13 protein-coding genes and 1 pseudogene are annotated in these 15,911 nt (G+C 50.9%); 3 read left to right on the forward strand and 11 right to left on the reverse strand.

Translation table 11 applies throughout. From position 1 onward, the window contains the following. Window positions 1–387 precede the first annotated feature (387 nt). Both QJQ48_RS26720 and QJQ48_RS26725 read right to left on the reverse strand, forming a co-directional pair. Window positions 388–963 (reverse strand): Uma2 family endonuclease, encoded by a 576-nt coding sequence (locus QJQ48_RS26720; protein WP_346294283.1) that lies wholly within the window; start codon window positions 961–963, stop codon window positions 388–390. A gap of 198 nt (window positions 964–1,161) precedes the next feature. Beyond that, on the reverse strand, window positions 1,162–1,974 hold the full coding sequence (locus QJQ48_RS26725) for a formylglycine-generating enzyme family protein (RefSeq protein WP_346294284.1): 813 nt from the start codon (window positions 1,972–1,974) through the stop codon (window positions 1,162–1,164). A gap of 127 nt (window positions 1,975–2,101) precedes the next feature. Between QJQ48_RS26725 and QJQ48_RS26730 the strand changes: the two are divergent. Then, window positions 2,102–2,639: pseudogene (locus QJQ48_RS26730) on the forward strand (REP-associated tyrosine transposase). A 64-nt stretch (window positions 2,640–2,703) separates the two neighbouring features. Here QJQ48_RS26730 and QJQ48_RS26735 read toward each other — a convergent pair. The 9 genes from QJQ48_RS26735 to QJQ48_RS26775 form a co-directional block, all read right to left on the reverse strand. Further along, window positions 2,704–3,555, reverse strand: coding sequence for a formylglycine-generating enzyme family protein (locus tag QJQ48_RS26735; protein ID WP_346294285.1), 852 nt, complete (start codon window positions 3,553–3,555; stop codon window positions 2,704–2,706). A gap of 48 nt (window positions 3,556–3,603) precedes the next feature. Further along, complete coding sequence (locus QJQ48_RS26740; RefSeq protein ID WP_346294286.1) at window positions 3,604–6,348, reverse strand: SAV_2336 N-terminal domain-related protein; 2,745 nt, start codon at window positions 6,346–6,348, stop codon at window positions 3,604–3,606. Beyond that, entirely contained in the window at window positions 6,345–7,484 is a 1,140-nt protein-coding gene (locus tag QJQ48_RS26745) for an AAA family ATPase (protein WP_346294287.1), read from the reverse strand. The genes QJQ48_RS26740 and QJQ48_RS26745 overlap by 4 nt, the downstream gene beginning before the upstream one ends. A 6-nt stretch (window positions 7,485–7,490) precedes the next feature. After that, window positions 7,491–8,924, reverse strand: coding sequence for a VMAP-C domain-containing protein (locus QJQ48_RS26750; protein WP_346294288.1), 1,434 nt, complete (start codon window positions 8,922–8,924; stop codon window positions 7,491–7,493). Beyond that, on the reverse strand, window positions 8,917–9,618 hold the full coding sequence (locus QJQ48_RS26755) for a TIR domain-containing protein (RefSeq protein WP_346294289.1): 702 nt from the start codon (window positions 9,616–9,618) through the stop codon (window positions 8,917–8,919). The genes QJQ48_RS26750 and QJQ48_RS26755 overlap by 8 nt, the downstream gene beginning before the upstream one ends. 253 nt (window positions 9,619–9,871) lie before the next feature. Next, entirely contained in the window at window positions 9,872–12,988 is a 3,117-nt protein-coding gene (locus QJQ48_RS26760) for a plasmid replication protein, CyRepA1 family (RefSeq protein WP_346294290.1), read from the reverse strand. 453 nt (window positions 12,989–13,441) lie between these two features. Further along, window positions 13,442–13,672 (reverse strand): hypothetical protein, encoded by a 231-nt coding sequence (locus QJQ48_RS26765; protein ID WP_346294291.1) that lies wholly within the window; start codon window positions 13,670–13,672, stop codon window positions 13,442–13,444. Window positions 13,673–13,727: 55 nt separating this feature from the next. Beyond that, window positions 13,728–14,219 (reverse strand): hypothetical protein, encoded by a 492-nt coding sequence (locus QJQ48_RS26770; RefSeq protein WP_346294292.1) that lies wholly within the window; start codon window positions 14,217–14,219, stop codon window positions 13,728–13,730. 102 nt (window positions 14,220–14,321) lie between these two features. Further along, a complete protein-coding gene (locus QJQ48_RS26775; protein WP_346294293.1) occupies window positions 14,322–14,483 on the reverse strand; it encodes a ribbon-helix-helix domain-containing protein in 162 nt (53 codons plus the stop codon). A gap of 351 nt (window positions 14,484–14,834) precedes the next feature. Here QJQ48_RS26775 and QJQ48_RS26780 point away from each other — a divergent pair, with 351 nt between their 5' ends. Together QJQ48_RS26780 and QJQ48_RS26785 are read left to right on the forward strand one after the other, a co-directional pair. Beyond that, on the forward strand, window positions 14,835–15,341 hold the full coding sequence (locus QJQ48_RS26780; RefSeq protein ID WP_346294294.1) for a hypothetical protein: 507 nt from the start codon (window positions 14,835–14,837) through the stop codon (window positions 15,339–15,341). A 72-nt stretch (window positions 15,342–15,413) separates the two neighbouring features. Beyond that, window positions 15,414–15,638: a hypothetical protein gene (locus tag QJQ48_RS26785; protein WP_346294295.1), complete on the forward strand. Its 225-nt coding sequence runs from the start codon at window positions 15,414–15,416 to the stop codon at window positions 15,636–15,638. Window positions 15,639–15,911: the final 273 nt, after the last annotated feature.

Below are 15,911 nucleotides of genomic sequence, written 5' to 3' on the forward strand. Positions count from 1 at the left end.
ACCCTTTCGCAATTGGCTGGACCACTACGTCGATGACGTGATGGAGACTGCCTGCGGCTTGCATAACTTCCGCCTGACACACCGAGCAAAGCCAGGTCGTCTAGTGGGTCAAGCCGCTTGACCCCGAACGGTGAGAGGATATGGTGACTTCAACCGATTCCTTTCTTATTTCCGATAAAGTCTAGTGAGCAGGTGCGTACCAAGAAGCTGCTGACGCCCGATGAAGTCATGCGCTTTGACGTGGGAGAGTGCGTCTACATCAACCCGGCCTACGCCTACCACACGAGTTTTAAATAGATTATCTTAGGTAACGTTGAAAGGCTTCATATTGTTACCTAAGAAAAGTAGAGGTTTCGACGGTTCGCTCAGAGACGCTGATAGCGCTAGCTAAAGCTGAAGGGATCCATAGAGGTCGCATAGAGCGATTTCTACTTCGACAGAGGCTAGCTTTACCTTGGCTTCCAGACCGCTGTAAGCGGTCAGTAGCCATTGGTTCTCACTTTGTTTCACAAACTGCTCAACCGCTGGCTTGGACTGCTCGATTAGCAGATATTCTTGCAGTGTGGGAATCGTTCGGTATGCCGCAAACTTGTCGCCGCGATCGTAGCCCTGGGTTGACTCGGATAAAACCTCGGTAATCAGTAGCGGATTCATCACCGTATCCTTGCGGCCTGACTTTAGCTCTAGCGGATTGGCAATGACCATCGCATCAGGATAGGTGTAAAGCTCGGCTGATGGAATCCACAGGCGCTGATCAGCGACGAAGAGGCTATAGGGCTTTCCACGTAGGCCAAACCAAAGCAGGGCATTCAGGGCACTGACAATTTGATTGTGAGCAGGAGTCCCCCCGGTCATCGGAATAATTTGTCCATTGCGATACTCGCTGCGACTGTCAGAGGCTAGCTCTAGGGCTAGGTACTCTTCTGCTGTATAGGTTTTGGCTGGGCTAGCGGCGATCGGCATAGCTTGTCAGGTGCGATCGGCAAATTGGGGTGTTCTTATCCTAGGTTAGTTTGACGGTCGTGAGCGAGACGCTCACACTCTTCGTCTTGATCATCGAATGGGTCAGTGCGAGCATCTTGCTCGCGCTTTGATTCTATATGGCAAAAAATTTGATCGCGCTGCGCGCGAAAGAGGGCAAGAGGGCAAAAGCGCAAAGGGCTACTGAAGAGAGCCTGGGGCGGAACAAACAACACGAAAACCGATATTGCTGAGACGGTCGCCCGGTAGATCGAAGTAGCGAAAGGCAGAACGGCAGTGCCTAGGAACGTCGTCCCAGGAGCCGCCGCGTAGCACACGACTAGCTTCTTCTTCTTCCGTTAGCCAAGCACTGCCGTCAATGGGAGCACTTTCATAGCTGTCATGCCAGTGATCCTCACACCATTCAAAAATATTGCCATGCATGTCACATAAACCAAAAGCGTTGGCAACTCCAAACTTATCTACCGGGGTCGTCTCTCCTCGGTATTCGCCCTCTGGCCCACCGTTATAAGTTATTTCAGCATTGTAATTGGCTAGCTCAGCAGTCAGGGTTTTGCCAAAGTAGAAAGGCGTGGTGGTACCCGCGCGGCAGGCATATTCCCACTCTGCTTCGCTCGGTAGCCGGTAGGGACGCTTTGTATACTCCGCTAGCCGCTGGCAGAATTCAACCGCTTCGTACCAGCTCACTTGCTCAACCGGGCGGGTAGCGCCCTTAAAGTTTGAGGGATCTGGGTCAAGCTCTCGCTCTTTTTGAGGCAGCGCCGCAACAGCTTTCCACTGGGCCTGGGTAACGGGGTAGCGCCCCATCAGAAAAGTGGGCACTGTCACCGGGTATTGCGGCCCTTCGTCATCGCTACGTTCTGGCTCATCGCCAGGAGATCCCATGAGGAAGCTACCCCCCGGAATCAGAATCATATCTAGGCCGACGCCGTTGATGTCTTCAGTGAAGTAGCGGGCTTGCTTGCGCTCTCGTTGAATAACAAAGTCAGCCATACCTAAGCATAAGAATCTAGGGGAGGACTAGACAACTCTTCAGCCACAGCCTACCAAGCTCCCTAGCCCATTCTAGTTCCCCGGCTCAGACGGGGAAACCTAACAGAGGCTCTGCCTCTTAAAAAAGATGGGTCGTTCACGTTACCGAGTTTTAAATTCACAGCCCCATTTCGTCACCTGCTCAACGGTTGAGTGGATGCCGATGTTTTGCAAGCCGGAACTGGTCAACATTTTACTGAAGTCATTGAGTTTTCTACAAGCGCGGCAGCGATTAGTGGTCTATGGCTACGTTGTTATGGAAAACCATCTGCACCCGATCGCACCGGCTGAAAACTTATCTAAGGAAATGGGGAATTTCCAAATCGTTTACGGCTCGCTCAATTATAGATTGGCTGAAAGCTAATTACGATAGGAGCTACTGGCTGGAACGCTTGGAAGCGGCAAAGCTGAAGCATAAGACAGGGCAGCAGTATCAGCTCTGGCAAGAGGGCTTTCATCCGCAGATGATTGGGTCGGAGAGGATGTTGCGGCAGAAGCTGGAATATATTCACAACAATCCAGTTGAGCGAGGCTATGTGGATGAGCCGGCGCATTGGCGATATTCGAGCTATCGGAACTATACGGGAGGAGAGGGGCTGCTTGATGTGGTAGTGCTAGGGGGATGAGAGCCGGAGGCTCTAGGAGTGTTCCCAGGCGGAGCCAGGGAACGAGGGCAAAGAGCGCAGAGCGCTACTGAAGAGAGCCTGGGGCGGAACAAACAACGCGAAAACCGAGCCTGTAGTCGCGGTTACCCGGAAGAATGTAGTAGCGATAGGCAGAACGGCAATTCCTAGGATCGTCGCCCCAGGAGCCGCCGCGTCTCACACAACCAGCCTCTTTATTGTCCGTCAGCCAAGCCCTGCCATCCTCAGGAGCATCCCTGTAGTTCCCATGCCAGTGATCCTCACACCACTCCCAAACATTGCCGTGCATGTCGCATAAGCCAAAAGCGTTAGCAACATCAAAGTAATCTACCGGGGTCGTCTCTTTTCGATGTTCTCCCTTTGGCCCGTCTCCATGGGAGCCTGACCAACCCCGTTTCTCATTGTCTTTTCCTCGGTAATTGGCTAAATCAGTCGTAATCGTCTCACCAAAGTGAAAGGGCGTCGTTGTCCCGGCACGACAGGCATATTCCCATTCCGCCTCACTCGGTAGCCGATAAGGACGCTTGGTGTACTCAGCTAAGCGCTGACAGAATTCAACTGCCTCATACCAGCTCACCTGCTCCACAGGCCGTTTATCCCCCTTAAAGCGAGAAGGCTCTAGCCGCAGCTCGTGTCCTAGCTGCGGCAAACCCGCCACAAAGCGCCACTGTGCCTGTGTCACCGGATACTTGCCCATGAAGAACTGAGGCACCTGTACCCGGTGCTGCGGGCCTTCACGCTTTAGCCGCTCCAGCTCATCCTCCGGCGACCCCATCAAAAATTCACCCCCCGGAATCAACATCATCCGCAGCGACAGATCTGTACTTAGCGCCTCGTCAAAGCACTGATTCTGGCCTCGACGCTTCTCAATCACGACATTGGCTGTGGGCTGTGCCATATTCTCTCTAATCAGCGAAAAAGGGCAAGAGGGTAAAAGAGTAAAGGGCTACTGAAGAGAGCCTGGGGCGGAACAAACAACGCGAAAACCGAGATTGTAGGGGCGGTTACCCGGTTGAAGGTTGTAGCGATAGGCAGAACGGCAATTCCAAGGAGCGTTGTACCAGGAGCCGCCGCGACTCACACGATTAGCCTCTTTATTATCCATCAGCCAAGCACTACCATCCTCTGGGGCACCTTCGTAATTGCTGTGCCAGTGATCCTCACACCACTCCCGGACATTGCCGTGCATGTCACTCAATCCAAAGGCATTGCCAATGCCAAAGTGATCTACCGGGGTCGTCTCTGCTCGGTAGTCTCCCTTTGGCCCCCGGCTATAGGTTTCTCTAGCGTCATAGTTGGCTAGCTTAGCGGTCAGGGTATCGCCAAAGTGAAAGGGAGTCGTAGTGCCAGCGCGGCAGGCATATTCCCATTCCGCTTCACTCGGTAGCCGATAAGAACGCCCTGTATGCTCTGCTAAGCGCTGACAAAACTCCACTGCCTCGTCCCAGCTCACTCGCTCCACTGGACGGCGATCGCCTTCGAAGTTTGAGGGGTCTGGGGCAAGCTTAATCTCTTTTTGAGGCAGACCCGCGACAAAGCGCCACTGCGCTTGGGTGACGGGGTAGCGGGCCATGAAAAAGTTTGAAATAGCGACTTCGTGCTGAGGGCCTTCAGTAGGACTGCGAACTGGCTCAGCTTCTGGCGAACCCATAAGAAATTTGCCCGCTGGAATAGCCACCATCTCTAGCTGGGTATCACCTAAAAGCTCAATGAATCGCCGTGCCTGTCCCCGACGGCGACGAATCACCCAATCGCTGTTAGGCGACTGTCGCCGAAACAGGTTACGCAAAGAGCCGCCTTGGCGAGGTTCCTCTGCTCTGCTGATGGTGGCAACGTCAAACTCAAACTGTTCTAACTCGCTATTGCTCTCAATAACAACTGTCGCTATTGTGAACTCATCCACTATCAGCCTGAAGTCGTTTATAGACTCCGTACCTTCTAGTAGCTTGGCTGTCTCAAACTCCAGCAGCTTAAACTCTGGGAAGACCGGTTGGGACTGCTCCGGCTGGAGCCAATCCTTTTGTTGAGCCGCGTCTTGCTCTACCTGCTGCGCTAGATCTGCGTATTGCCCTCCTAGACGATGTAGCACGTGGGTCGCAATTCTGGCAAAGGGTAAGATAGCCGCTTTCTCTTTTTCGCCCCAATCCGTATGGGGATATAGCAAAGCCGTAAAGCTATTGATTTCAAACCCGAGGGTGCGGGCTATTTCCTTAGACAGTACATCTAACACCTTCAAAGTCTCATCGATCGGATTGACCGGATTGAGCAGTTCCCGCACACCTGGAAAAAAATCATAGCGAAGCCCCTCACCCAATTCAGCCACACCAATCGGCTCTAGTAAGCAACTGTCATAAACCTCAGCCGTATAAATAGAATCAGCAGCCTCCTCGAAGAAGGTTTTTTGAATGAGATGCACCACAGGCAGATCCACAGGCACTACTGACATTAACCTTGCCAATCGCTTTGCCATTGGGGAAGCAGTGGCATTAAAGAGTTCTAACCGTGCCTCAGGCGTCTGGGGCTCAATGACGGTCCAGTCAGACTGATCAATCCGCTTAGTATCTGTCACCCAATCTAGGTCGAACAGTCGAGCAGGCAAACGCTGCTGCCCGGCGGCTGTCACAACGCACGCCCATTGCTGCAGAGCATTTACCGTCAGGGTCACTACAGGTAAAGTCAAGGAGTCCGACGAGACAGACCGGCGAGTAGGCTGATTGTGCATCTTTAGATTGGTGTTTGCCACCCCAGGCGCAAAAGCGCTCACCTGTACTTTGTGCCCTACATTCAGTTCCGTCTGGCTCCACAAGCGCTCCGGCAGAAGCTGAACGACGGCTGTCGGCTGATGCTGGCTCCATAGCTTAAGCCATTCATGGATTTTGCCAGACCGCCAGAGATGAGAACGACAGTCACTGATATAGAAGACCAAAGCACGCCCAGAGGCGTCGATAAGTTCTCGTGGACTGCGGGCGATCGCTGGGACTGTATTGTCTTCTGGGGCTGGCCCCGCAGTCCTAGTTGTTGTTTTGGGCAATAATTTGGTTTTTTCTTGCTTTGCTTCTACTGACCAAGCACGAACATTACGGAAAGCACCCTGTCGCTCTAAAACAGACTGAAACTCTGCTAAAGGAGATTCCCAGACGAAACTAAAGCGAGAAGACTCTATGACTAGATCTAGAGAAAACCAGCGCTCCAAAGCAGGTTTGAGCACTGGAATCCAGATATCCTCTGCTGCAATGCGATCGACAGTCGCTATCTCATCTAAAACTTGCTGAGTCCGAGAAGGTGCCTTTCGCATCAGAGGCCGCAGAGAACGGGCGATCGCCCGAGCATTAGGGAGAGAGGGCGCAGCCTGCACCTGAAGCGGTAGACCAGACTCTGAAGTTTCTCTTTTATCCTCTGACCATTTCTTCTTCGATTCTGGTATATAAGCGGGGATATCGAGCGCAGATGGCGACGCAGATGCTGTTGTCCCTGTTTCTTCTTTAACCGAACCAGAAGATTGAGCTTGACCTTGCGGTTCATCAGATACTTTAGATTCAGAAACTGGCTCTCCCATTTGAGCTGCTAGCCACAGCGTGTCAGCGATGTCTTCATCGTGAAGTAGAGACTGCCCTTCGCTGAGGGCATCGAGTTCTGCCTGACTGAGAACTAAACCCACATCTTGTAAAGCTGCAATAAACTGCTCAATCATGGATTTTTTGATGCAGGGGAGCGATCTTTAGGTTTTGCCGGCAATGCCCGATCTAAAGAAGCCATCAAGAAGCGTTTGACAAACTCTTCCATATCGTCCCCTAGCGACTCGCGTCCATGAGCCACAATATATAGAGCATTTAGCAACTGGTCTGTAGCCAACTGTTCTTTGTCGTTGCGCTTGGCTAGAAATTCCCCAATCCAGTGCTCAATTTTTGCTTCTGATAGATCACAGCCACCCTCAGCATTTTCAAAGTGCTTTTTCACAATTTCTACCAGCTGAGCTCGATCCGGCTCATACATGTTTAGCCGCAGGCAGCGCCGCAGGAATGGCGGTGGAAAGTCCCGTTCTCCATTGCTGGTAAGGATGACTAAGGGAAATTCCTTGCAGGTGATTCGTCCTCCCGGAATCGTGAATTTTTGGTCGGCTTTGGTGATTTCTTCGTCATCGGTATAGGCTGTTCTGACTCTGACGCTGAGTGGCTCTACGGTTTCTGGATTATCCGGATCGTCTTTTTCCAAGCGCAGCAGTTCAGGAATTTCAAACCGTCCCTCTTCAAAAATCGTGAGTAAGTCATTAGGTAAATCAATATCGCTTTTATCAATCTCATCAATCAGCAACACGCGTGGCCGCTCAGAAGGCAGCAAAGCAGTTCCTAACGGGCCTAGAGTAGTGAAACTGGCTATTTTTTCAGCCTTTTTTTGCCGATCTCCTACAGATTCTGGTGGTAAGCCACGGGCCTCTATCTCTTTGACTTCCTGAAGACGACCAATGGCGTCATAGTTATATAGACCTGCCTTCAGCGTTGTGCGAGTAGTAATCGGCCAGTAGAGCACCTCGCCCAATCCCAATTCTTCAGCCACAGCGTAGGCTAGAGAGGATTTGCCCGTACCGGGTCTGCCCGTAATTAACAGAGGACGGCGCAGATAGAGGGCGGCATTGACCATTTTGACCTCCTCTGGACGAGTCCGAAAGGTTTTGCCTCGCAGCTTGCGACGACTGACTCCCGGACTAATATCTTTGCCAAAGGGCCGCCAGCTAGGAGGAGGAGGTAGCTTTTCTATCCCGCTATGCGGCTCAGTGTCATTCCCCTTAAAAATTTGCCAGTCATCTTGAGAATCTTGGGAGGTAGTCATTGCAATTTAGGCACTCTTAGGCGGAATCAACGTCGGATCGTCGCGCAGTAACGATAGGTGATGACCAATATGACATTCTGGCGTATTACTAGATATACGTGCCTGACGACGCTTTGTTTGAACGGTTTCGGGTAACTTGTCGAGGACATCAGTCTGAAGAATTGTACCTAGCTCCGTCACTCTGGAAATGAGAGGTTCGTCGCACCGTCCCCAAATCGCCAGGGGTAAACCTGAAATTAATAGCTCTTCAAACAGATCCTCAGCTGTAGGTATACGGAGGGCTGTTGTTATTTTCAACCCCAGAGCCGAGTTGGTCTCAAAGGCTTCTTCTAAAATCTCAATCAAAGCATCTAAATCGCGATCGCTGCCGTCCACAAACATGTCAGAAGCTTTTCTACCTAGAGAATCTTGATGCCGCTGCCAAAAACTATGCCAGCGATCTACTGGGTACACTCCCTCTAGGCGATCGGCACAGCACAAGACGACCCTGTACAGGAACCCTAGTCGCTTAGGTCTATTAGGCGGTTTTGGGGGATCTAAGGGCCAGTAGTCTACCTTTAGATCCAAAAGTTTTTTTGGTAGAAAGATGTAAAATTCAGGAGCTTTTTTGCAATTAATCAGAATTTGTTTAGCCTGGATCAGCCACTGCTCAAGCAGTGGCTGAATTTTAGCGTCAAGCTCTTCAAGAACAAAAGGAGCAGCAGCCGGAGTATCTGCTTCAACCAAGGTATGATAGCCTGTTCGCTGACTTCCTTGCTCTTGATAGGTCTTAACATCCTCAACCAGCCAAGCTTCTAAGCAGTAATGAGAGATATTGTCAGTAGACTGAGTTGTGGTTTCTTCATCTAAGCGGATACGAATCAAAATAGCAGGCTGAAAAGCCGTACTTTTTTTCTCAAACTTATTCTGAATCTGAGTCCTGAGCGCCAACCAGTTACGCTCTGGATAATATTGCTGTCCCCACTGAGTTAATGAGGTTATTAACCCAGTATTGTCAGCCTTACTATCAAGCTTACTGACAAGGTGAGCAACAAACTCTTCAAGAGCACTATAGTCAGCTGTCAAACCAATGCGATTGAGTTCACAAACCATTGCTTCAGGTGATTCCACAGCCTGAGGCACGTCAGCCTGCCAGTGTAATACTGTAGTCTGATAGGCTTGCTGCATCACCACTATTTGATCAGAACTAGCCTGCAAAATGGCGAGAAGCGCCCGATCTCTTGCCCTAACTGTTCCGTATTGAATCGTTTGCTCAATCTCTGAAATGGTGTCTCTAACAGAATCAACTTCATCAAGGACAGACAACAACTTTTTTTCTAAGCCTCTCCGGACAGAAGAATCAACGGTACCGCCAATCTCTAACTCAAGTTCTTTGCTTCTCTGTTCAAGATCTGCGAGCCTCGCTTGCCAGTATTCAAGTTTCAGATTACGTTCACTCATTCCCCGACTTCAGTTTCTGAACTTCTTGATCAACTGAATCAATTTCTTCCCAGAGCAAAATCTGTCGTTTTTCTAGTTTGCTCCCAATAATCACATCAGTCGTAGCACCCAGTTCTTTCTGCACGATGGAAAGCTGCTTTTCCAGATCCGCTAGCTTATTTTGTAGATATTCCACCTTCAACTGCTGGCCTCGGCTAAGAGAAGACTTTTTCTCTTCCGGCTTAACAATTTTTTCTAGCTGCCGAATCAGTCGCTCCAAATCTGGCTGGAAGTCCGGATCTGGCCTGACGACTGCTGCATTACGGTGAGCTAGAGGTTTCAAATCGCCCGGTAAATCCTCTTCCTGAGGAACACGTGCCCCATTGACCAAGAGCGGAATGACAGCAATATCACGATTCAAAGCAGTCTCAATCTCAATGCGCACCCAATCATCGGGGTTGTCTAATCGGCGTTGACCGCTCTCTTTTTCAGACACCGTAAGCCAATCAGGGCCTAGAACGGCAACCAAAACCTGGCAGTTTTGAGCTTTTTCCCTAAGGTGAGTGCGATAGTCATCACCTAATGGAATCGAATACACATCCCGAAAGATTACTTCAGCACCAAAGTGTCTTTCTAGGTATTCATAGATGCGACCTGTAATGTCTTGGCTGTCACTTCTGCGATAGGAAATGAAGATTGAGTTTGAAAGCGGCATTATTTGGGTGGGGGCTAGCTTAGGGACTTCGCCATTGGAAGCTCCAGCCTCTTTGCTATTAAAGCCTTTCGCTGCTACATCAGCCAGAAAGTTTAAGCTATTGCTTACAAACCTAGTGTCGGGCGATCGCCAAACTCGACCACTAGTTATAGATCTAGCTTCATTCATGTCGCTTTTAAGACTGATTTACAAAAGTACCACGAATGAAAATTGCTTTTTGTTTGGCAGGACAGCGCCGCTTTAGGAGACTAGCTCAAGAGGCGATCGCTTTGCCTAATCCATCTCCCTCAGGTGGTACAAAAGCTAAAAGGGCCGACTCTGGCGCTAGATTGGCTTGTTTATCTAGGAAGTTCAAGCGTTCCTCTGCTTCTACTTCAATTATTCCTAGGGTTGTAGCCGGATCACCCATCCAAGTTTTCTCTATATTAGCTTGGGGCGATCCGGCTGTTTCCGCTTGGGCCTGAGCGATGCGATCGCGCCTTTCTGCCCGCCGCTGCAAAACTTCTAGCTGCTCTTGGTAGTGCTCAGCTTTGAGCCGGTAAACCCGCAGCTTTTGGCCTTCATGCCCCGGCATACTCCGGCTCCAGCGAAACTCAGTTTTGATGCCGAGCTGCGCTAGAAGCTGGTGAGCAACTTGAACCGGACTCATCTCTTCTTTGATCGTGAAGTGCAGTGCTAGCTTGATCTGCAAGGAGATCGCTCTGGCTCTTTGAACAAACGCTTCCAAGTCGTAGCGGGTCCATTCGCGGGTTTCGTCTAAAAAGTCGCTCAGCCCAAGCCGCTGCCGGATCTGGCGCTTGAGTTCAGCATCGCTCATATCCCAAGGCGTCAGCCCTTGCTGCCAGTTGGCCTGCTTCTCCAACTTGCCGGCATCGGCTCCAATGGCGGTATCAGGATGGAGTAGGGCTTCAAGCTGTAGCAGCTCCCCCCGCCGTCTGCCGTTATTGTCCGCTTCTACTAGCTCAGCGCTAATCGCTTCGACTGGCAGGCAGTAGAAATCAGCGATCGCAAACTTGGCAGCGGCGAGGCGTTCTTCTGGGCTGGGGTTTTCCTTGTTTTTCAAAGCTTCGTACTCTAGGTAAGTGAGATTATCGGCCTCAGCGACTTGCTGGGCTTCCATTGTCTTAATCGCGTCTCTAGCTTCTTTGAGCAGCAGCTTGGCGGCCTGGTCAGTTTCAGCCGCGATCGCTTCAATCCGGTTGCCTTCCCATTGCAGGCGCACCTTCAGCGCTAGGCGTAAGTTACCCATTGAGCGGTTGCGCTCAGCTTCAAAGCGCGACCATAAGTTCAGATGCGGGTCACTTTGCCAGTCGTAGGCAGCGATCGCCCCGGTGATGTCTTCTCTGAGGCTAGAGCGAATCAGCGAGGCTGAGGTATGGGTCTTATCCCTGAGCACCTTTTTGAGGAATAGGTGTGAGGTGCTGCGCGAGAGACGGCTGTAGTTTCGGCCATGCTCAGCGCACCAGACGACACGCTCGATGGGTGGGCGCACCCGGCCTAGCGCTTGGCTCATGTCAGCATCGGTAGAAGAAACCCCCCAGAACAGGCCGTAGACTTTATCAAAGTAGTCTGTTTCGATGCTGACGCCCGTTGCCATCGACGGGGTAGCGATCACCACGTCGAAGTCTTTTAGATGGGCGTTGGGGTTTTGGATGAACGCCTGCTCAATCTCGCCGCCACTGGTTTCAGAGTTCAGCAGCAGGCAGCGCAGTCCCAAGCCTTCAATCTGAGCCACCAGCCGTTCTAGTTTCTTAGAACCTGCTTTGCTATCGGTGGCAACGAAGACCTTTTTGCCGCTTTGGATATCTGCCAGCAGCCGCGCCGTAATCACAGAGGCATCTTTGGCCTCAATGAAGCGGACGCTGTAGCTGACGGTTTTGTAGTCGTTGCGAATTAGAAAAGGTTTCTGGCGATCGCCCCTAAGCTCAGTAATATAGTCCAGCACATCATTGTTGAGGTCAGCATCGGCCAGGATGACGCGCCGAGCTACCTGAACGAGCTGATGGAACCGAGCCAGCAGCGCCGGTCTGCGGCCATCGCGGTTACAGGTGGAGCTGGTCAGCAATGAGCGCAAAACCTGTACCACTTCATCAAGCACCAGGTCACACCCAGCAAACTGATCTGGATTGATCGCCAGCAGCGATTCAACGCAGGTGCCGACACGCAGGGTATAGCCAGCGCCGCTGATGAACTTGCCCTCGGCTTTGTCGAGATCGCCCCGATAGTCTGCGCCAAGCCGCTGGCAGAGGTTACGCATCAGGGCAATACGGTGGCCCGCAGGCAGCAGCTTCTCTGAATCAGCGGTCAGCGAGGCAATCAAATTGGTCTTGCCGCAGCCTTTGGGCGCGGCGATCGCCACGATGCCTTCAGCGGGGACAGACTCAGGCTTGAGTGCAGAGAGTCCCCAGACGTTGAGGCGCACATCGGCTTTGTGAGTGAGCTGACTATCGAGGGCATTCCATAGCTTCCACTGCTCTAAAGGCAAAGATTGCTCTAGCTGAGTGGCAAAAGCGTCAGCGCCAGCGGCCACGATAAAGTCGTCAGCGCCTTTGCCGACAGCGCCATCCCACTGCACGATGTTGACCGCTGCGCCTTGCGCTTCCAGCAGCCGGCCAAAGCGAGAAAGGGCGATCGCTACTCGCCTGCGAGTTTGAGCAGCAGCATCCTGGTCGAAAGCTAGCGTGACTAAGCGATCGCCTTCCACGAAGGGCAGCAGCTCTGGAATCAGATAGGGCTGGACCGGATGGCCTAGAGCATCCTTAGAGCGATAGCCGCCGTTGACCCCATAGAGGGCGATCCCGACATAACCCTGAGAAAGCAGGCAAAGTGATTTCTTGGCGCCCTCAGTAATCAAAATTGGCACTTCAGGATGATGCGCTAGCCATTGCCAGAAAGAACCGGATGATGGGACCTCAATCCCGTGGCGCTGGCTGATGCGTTGTCTGATCTGGGTTGGAATGGGCGGCAAATAGGGTTTACTGCCGTTGCCGATGGGCGTTTCGTATTTGCGCCGCCTAACAATCTGGGGATGCTGTTGGGTGAGCTGGTTGAAGCGATGGGCGATCGCTCCTTCGGTCAAGTTCAGCGCATGTTTGAGCGCCTTCGTTGTTTTACGCTTGTCAATTTTGGCCTGAGCCAGCTTGACCTGCCAGGGGGTGCCATCTTCGTTGAAAAAGATAGCCCCTTGCAGATTGTCTCTAGCTTGAAGGCCGAAGCGTTTGTATTGCCAGCCGAGGGCATCGTGAATCGGGGTGCTGGGTTCGCCGCCAGCGGCAATTTCTAGATCTTGGTGAATGTTGACGGCAGCCTGGTACAGCTCAATATCAACGGCTGAGCCGATACAGCATTCCTGCTGAAATTCAACGTGCATTGTTTCAGAAAAACTAAAGTTCAGTGATGCTGAGCTGAAGCGTTCTCATCACCTGAATTTGAGCTGTGGCAAAACAGAGTCATCTAAAGATGTCTCCAAAAAATTTGCACAACAAACAAACGCACTATTGCAGAGATGATCTACAGGCGCTAGTATGGTGACAGAAATTTAAAACAGAACCCCGTGCCGCTGCTCAGCAAGCATGGCTTCTGGAGAGAGAGCGTTAGCAAGTCACTTGCCGGTGGTAGTGCTAACGTTTTCTGCTATCTAGGGGTTCACGCTCTCAAACTTTCAACAGACATCACCTCCTTTAGGCTACGTAGGGCTATTCTATGTGATCTCGCCTAAAAGTTCTTGATAAGGTACTTTACACAAGCTACTGATTGCTGTCGTTGCGCAGTAGCGTTGGCGAGACAGAGACTAGAAATCTCCAATTTGAACCTGTAGCACAACTTATTTGACATCTACTGTCTCGGCACGCTCGTCATCGATCCGAAGTCCCCAAGCTCCAATCGCTCTAGCATTAGAGTCGGTAATTGCTTTAGTTTCAGCAATTGATGTTCTGAGTTCGGCGATCGCTACATTACTAGCAGCAATCGCTTTAACGCTGCTGTCTGTAATTATCTTTGTTTCTCGTAGCTCAGCTATCATCTGCTGATGATCAGCTTCGTGTCGCTGAGCCATACACTCTAACAAAGCTTCAATTCGGTCTAGGCTTTCAGACACTTAGCGATCGCTCTCACTTTTCATCACTACTGGGTAGCTGCCAAGGCTGACCACCTAGCTGTCTAACCTGATCTTCTAATCGATTGATATGCTCTCGCAGTAGGTCAGGTTCAGAGTAGTTCTCACCTAACTGTTCTAAGTCCACTTCTAGCTGCCGGATACGCTGCGCTAGGCGATCGTTGTACTCCCCCTCGCTACGACTCACACCAAAGGCGTTATCAAAGCGACGTTCTAGAGATTCAACGATGAGTCCCATGCAGAGTGACAAAGCTTGTCTATTGCCCCTGTAGGCTTGCCATAGCCAAAAAGCTGAGACTTCACTGAGAGATAAGGGGCTAATTCGGGTTTGTCCTCTAGCTTGAGTTGCTGAGTCTACTTCGATTAAATCTTTTTTCGCGGGCGTATACCCCTTTCCCAACAGGGATTTGATAGCTTTTGAACGCAAAAAATCGCGGGCGTTTCTTTCAGAAAGACCTACGCTGTCTGCGGCTTCAGTTTGGTTCATGCAATAACTGCCATCCGGCAGCATGAAACCATCGACGGTTATCGATCCGATAGTGATAGAGGCTCTAGTTGCTTTGTGAGAGTCTGTCATAGCTGCGATCTCCTATTGGCTAGCTTGTTCCGTTTGATCTTTCTGGCGCTTACGCGCCTCTAAGGTCACAATCGCTGCTGCTAGGTTTGCGACAGTTCTCACTTCTTCATCAGCCCAGGATTCCAGCACCTCATAGACATCATCGTCTATTGAGATAGTTAACCGTTTTGTCATGTCTTTCTCGCTTATCTGCATGAATTGTAAATCCTCCAAGCTAACAAATCATTTTTATGCTAATGCCATTAGATAAAATTTATGCGATTAGCATAAAAACATGTTAGCATCCTCAGTAAATGAAGTGAACGTCTACGTACTTTGCCTGAACTTATGGCGCACGAAACAGTACGGCGAAAAGTGTTCAAGACCGTTCTATTCAAGTTTTTTCAACGTTTTGAGGTGTTCAAAATGAACAAAATTTCGTTGCATAGCTTTTGTAAGACTCACAAACTTCCCAAAAGCACTGTTTATGGGCGTTGTAAAGCGCTATCAATTGATACCAAAGCAGGCTTAAGTCCTGATGCAGTAGTGACTTTGAAGCGTGAATTTAATATTGATTCGGCTATTGGCGATTGTCAGTCTCAATCTCAGAAGCTTCATAAGTCTTCTGGTGAAATGCCTCTAAGCCCTACTAAAATTCTTGATGGTGAAGCTTCTGAAGGCTTGACGCTGCACATTGGTTGCCTGCCCTCCTTGCCATCAGTTGCTAGCCCTATCCCGGTTGGTAATGATGCTGCTTATCTAACAATGCAACAGCAACGCCTGGCTGTGTTTGAAGCTCAGCAGCGGCAAGCTCTAGAGCACATGCAGCAGCAGTTCCAACGGACTCAAGCGCTCAACGCCCAGTACCGTGAAGCAATGAGCCTCAGCGATCAGCTTCTCCTACACGAGTGGCAGCTCCGAGGCGTGCAGCTAGGCTATAGCGCTCTGCAAACTAAGCACGAGGCATTCAAAGCAACCGTTCAAGCTGCCGAAGCCGGCACGCTGCCGGGAAAGCCACAGCCCGGCGAGGAACCACCAGTGCAGTCAGCGTAGTTGTCTTAGCGATCGCCTCAGCGTTTGTTTTGTGGCTGTTTACCTCAGCACATTCTTTACAAGAGCCACGCCATGAACCGCCTTGCCGAAGCTTTGATCTACCGTCACCTAGCGTTCAAGGAAGCTGTTGAGCGGACTGAGCGGGCCGCTATCAATAGCGGCATTGAGGAGATCGCTGTCCAGATATCCGTCCAGCAAACCCGTCTAGCGGTCATCCGCGCTCAGCGAGCAAAAGTCGAATTAGCCCTGCATATCATCAGGAGAAAAATTAATGGCCGAAAAGAATCCTTTGACTAAGAAACGTACTCGTCGCTCCACTGCTAAGACTCCCCATGTCTCTGGAGGTGGTTTGACTCCTAGTACACCGTCCCAAATAGGTAATTTTAGTAGACTTTATCGGAAATAAGAAAGGAATCGGTTGAAGTCACCATATCCTCTCACCGTTCGGGGTCAAGCGGCTTGACCCACTAGACGACCTGGCTTTGCTCGGTGTGTCAGGCGGAAGTTATGCAAGCCGCAGGCAGTCTCCATCACGTCATCGACATAGTGGTCCAGCCAATTGCGAAAGGG

It is taken from the genome of Sphaerothrix gracilis Ecp01 (genome assembly GCF_030405905.1).
In the GTDB taxonomy this organism is placed as follows: Bacteria; Cyanobacteriota; Cyanobacteriia; order Phormidesmidales; family Phormidesmidaceae; genus Sphaerothrix; species Sphaerothrix gracilis.

Coding starts and splice junctions, on each gene's coding strand:
- QJQ48_RS26720 (WP_346294283.1), bottom strand. CDS start 963: ATGCCGATCGCCGCTAGCCCAGCCAAAACCTATACAGCAGAAGAGTAC.
- QJQ48_RS26725 (WP_346294284.1), bottom strand. CDS start 1,974: ATGGCTGACTTTGTTATTCAACGAGAGCGCAAGCAAGCCCGCTACTTC.
- QJQ48_RS26735 (WP_346294285.1), bottom strand. CDS start 3,555: ATGGCACAGCCCACAGCCAATGTCGTGATTGAGAAGCGTCGAGGCCAG.
- QJQ48_RS26740 (WP_346294286.1), bottom strand. CDS start 6,348: ATGATTGAGCAGTTTATTGCAGCTTTACAAGATGTGGGTTTAGTTCTC.
- QJQ48_RS26745 (WP_346294287.1), bottom strand. CDS start 7,484: ATGACTACCTCCCAAGATTCTCAAGATGACTGGCAAATTTTTAAGGGG.
- QJQ48_RS26750 (WP_346294288.1), bottom strand. CDS start 8,924: ATGAGTGAACGTAATCTGAAACTTGAATACTGGCAAGCGAGGCTCGCA.
- QJQ48_RS26755 (WP_346294289.1), bottom strand. CDS start 9,618: ATGCCGCTTTCAAACTCAATCTTCATTTCCTATCGCAGAAGTGACAGC.
- QJQ48_RS26760 (WP_346294290.1), bottom strand. CDS start 12,988: ATGCACGTTGAATTTCAGCAGGAATGCTGTATCGGCTCAGCCGTTGAT.
- QJQ48_RS26765 (WP_346294291.1), bottom strand. CDS start 13,672: ATGGCTCAGCGACACGAAGCTGATCATCAGCAGATGATAGCTGAGCTA.
- QJQ48_RS26770 (WP_346294292.1), bottom strand. CDS start 14,219: ATGAACCAAACTGAAGCCGCAGACAGCGTAGGTCTTTCTGAAAGAAAC.
- QJQ48_RS26775 (WP_346294293.1), bottom strand. CDS start 14,483: ATGACAAAACGGTTAACTATCTCAATAGACGATGATGTCTATGAGGTG.
- QJQ48_RS26785 (WP_346294295.1), top strand. CDS start 15,414: ATGAACCGCCTTGCCGAAGCTTTGATCTACCGTCACCTAGCGTTCAAG.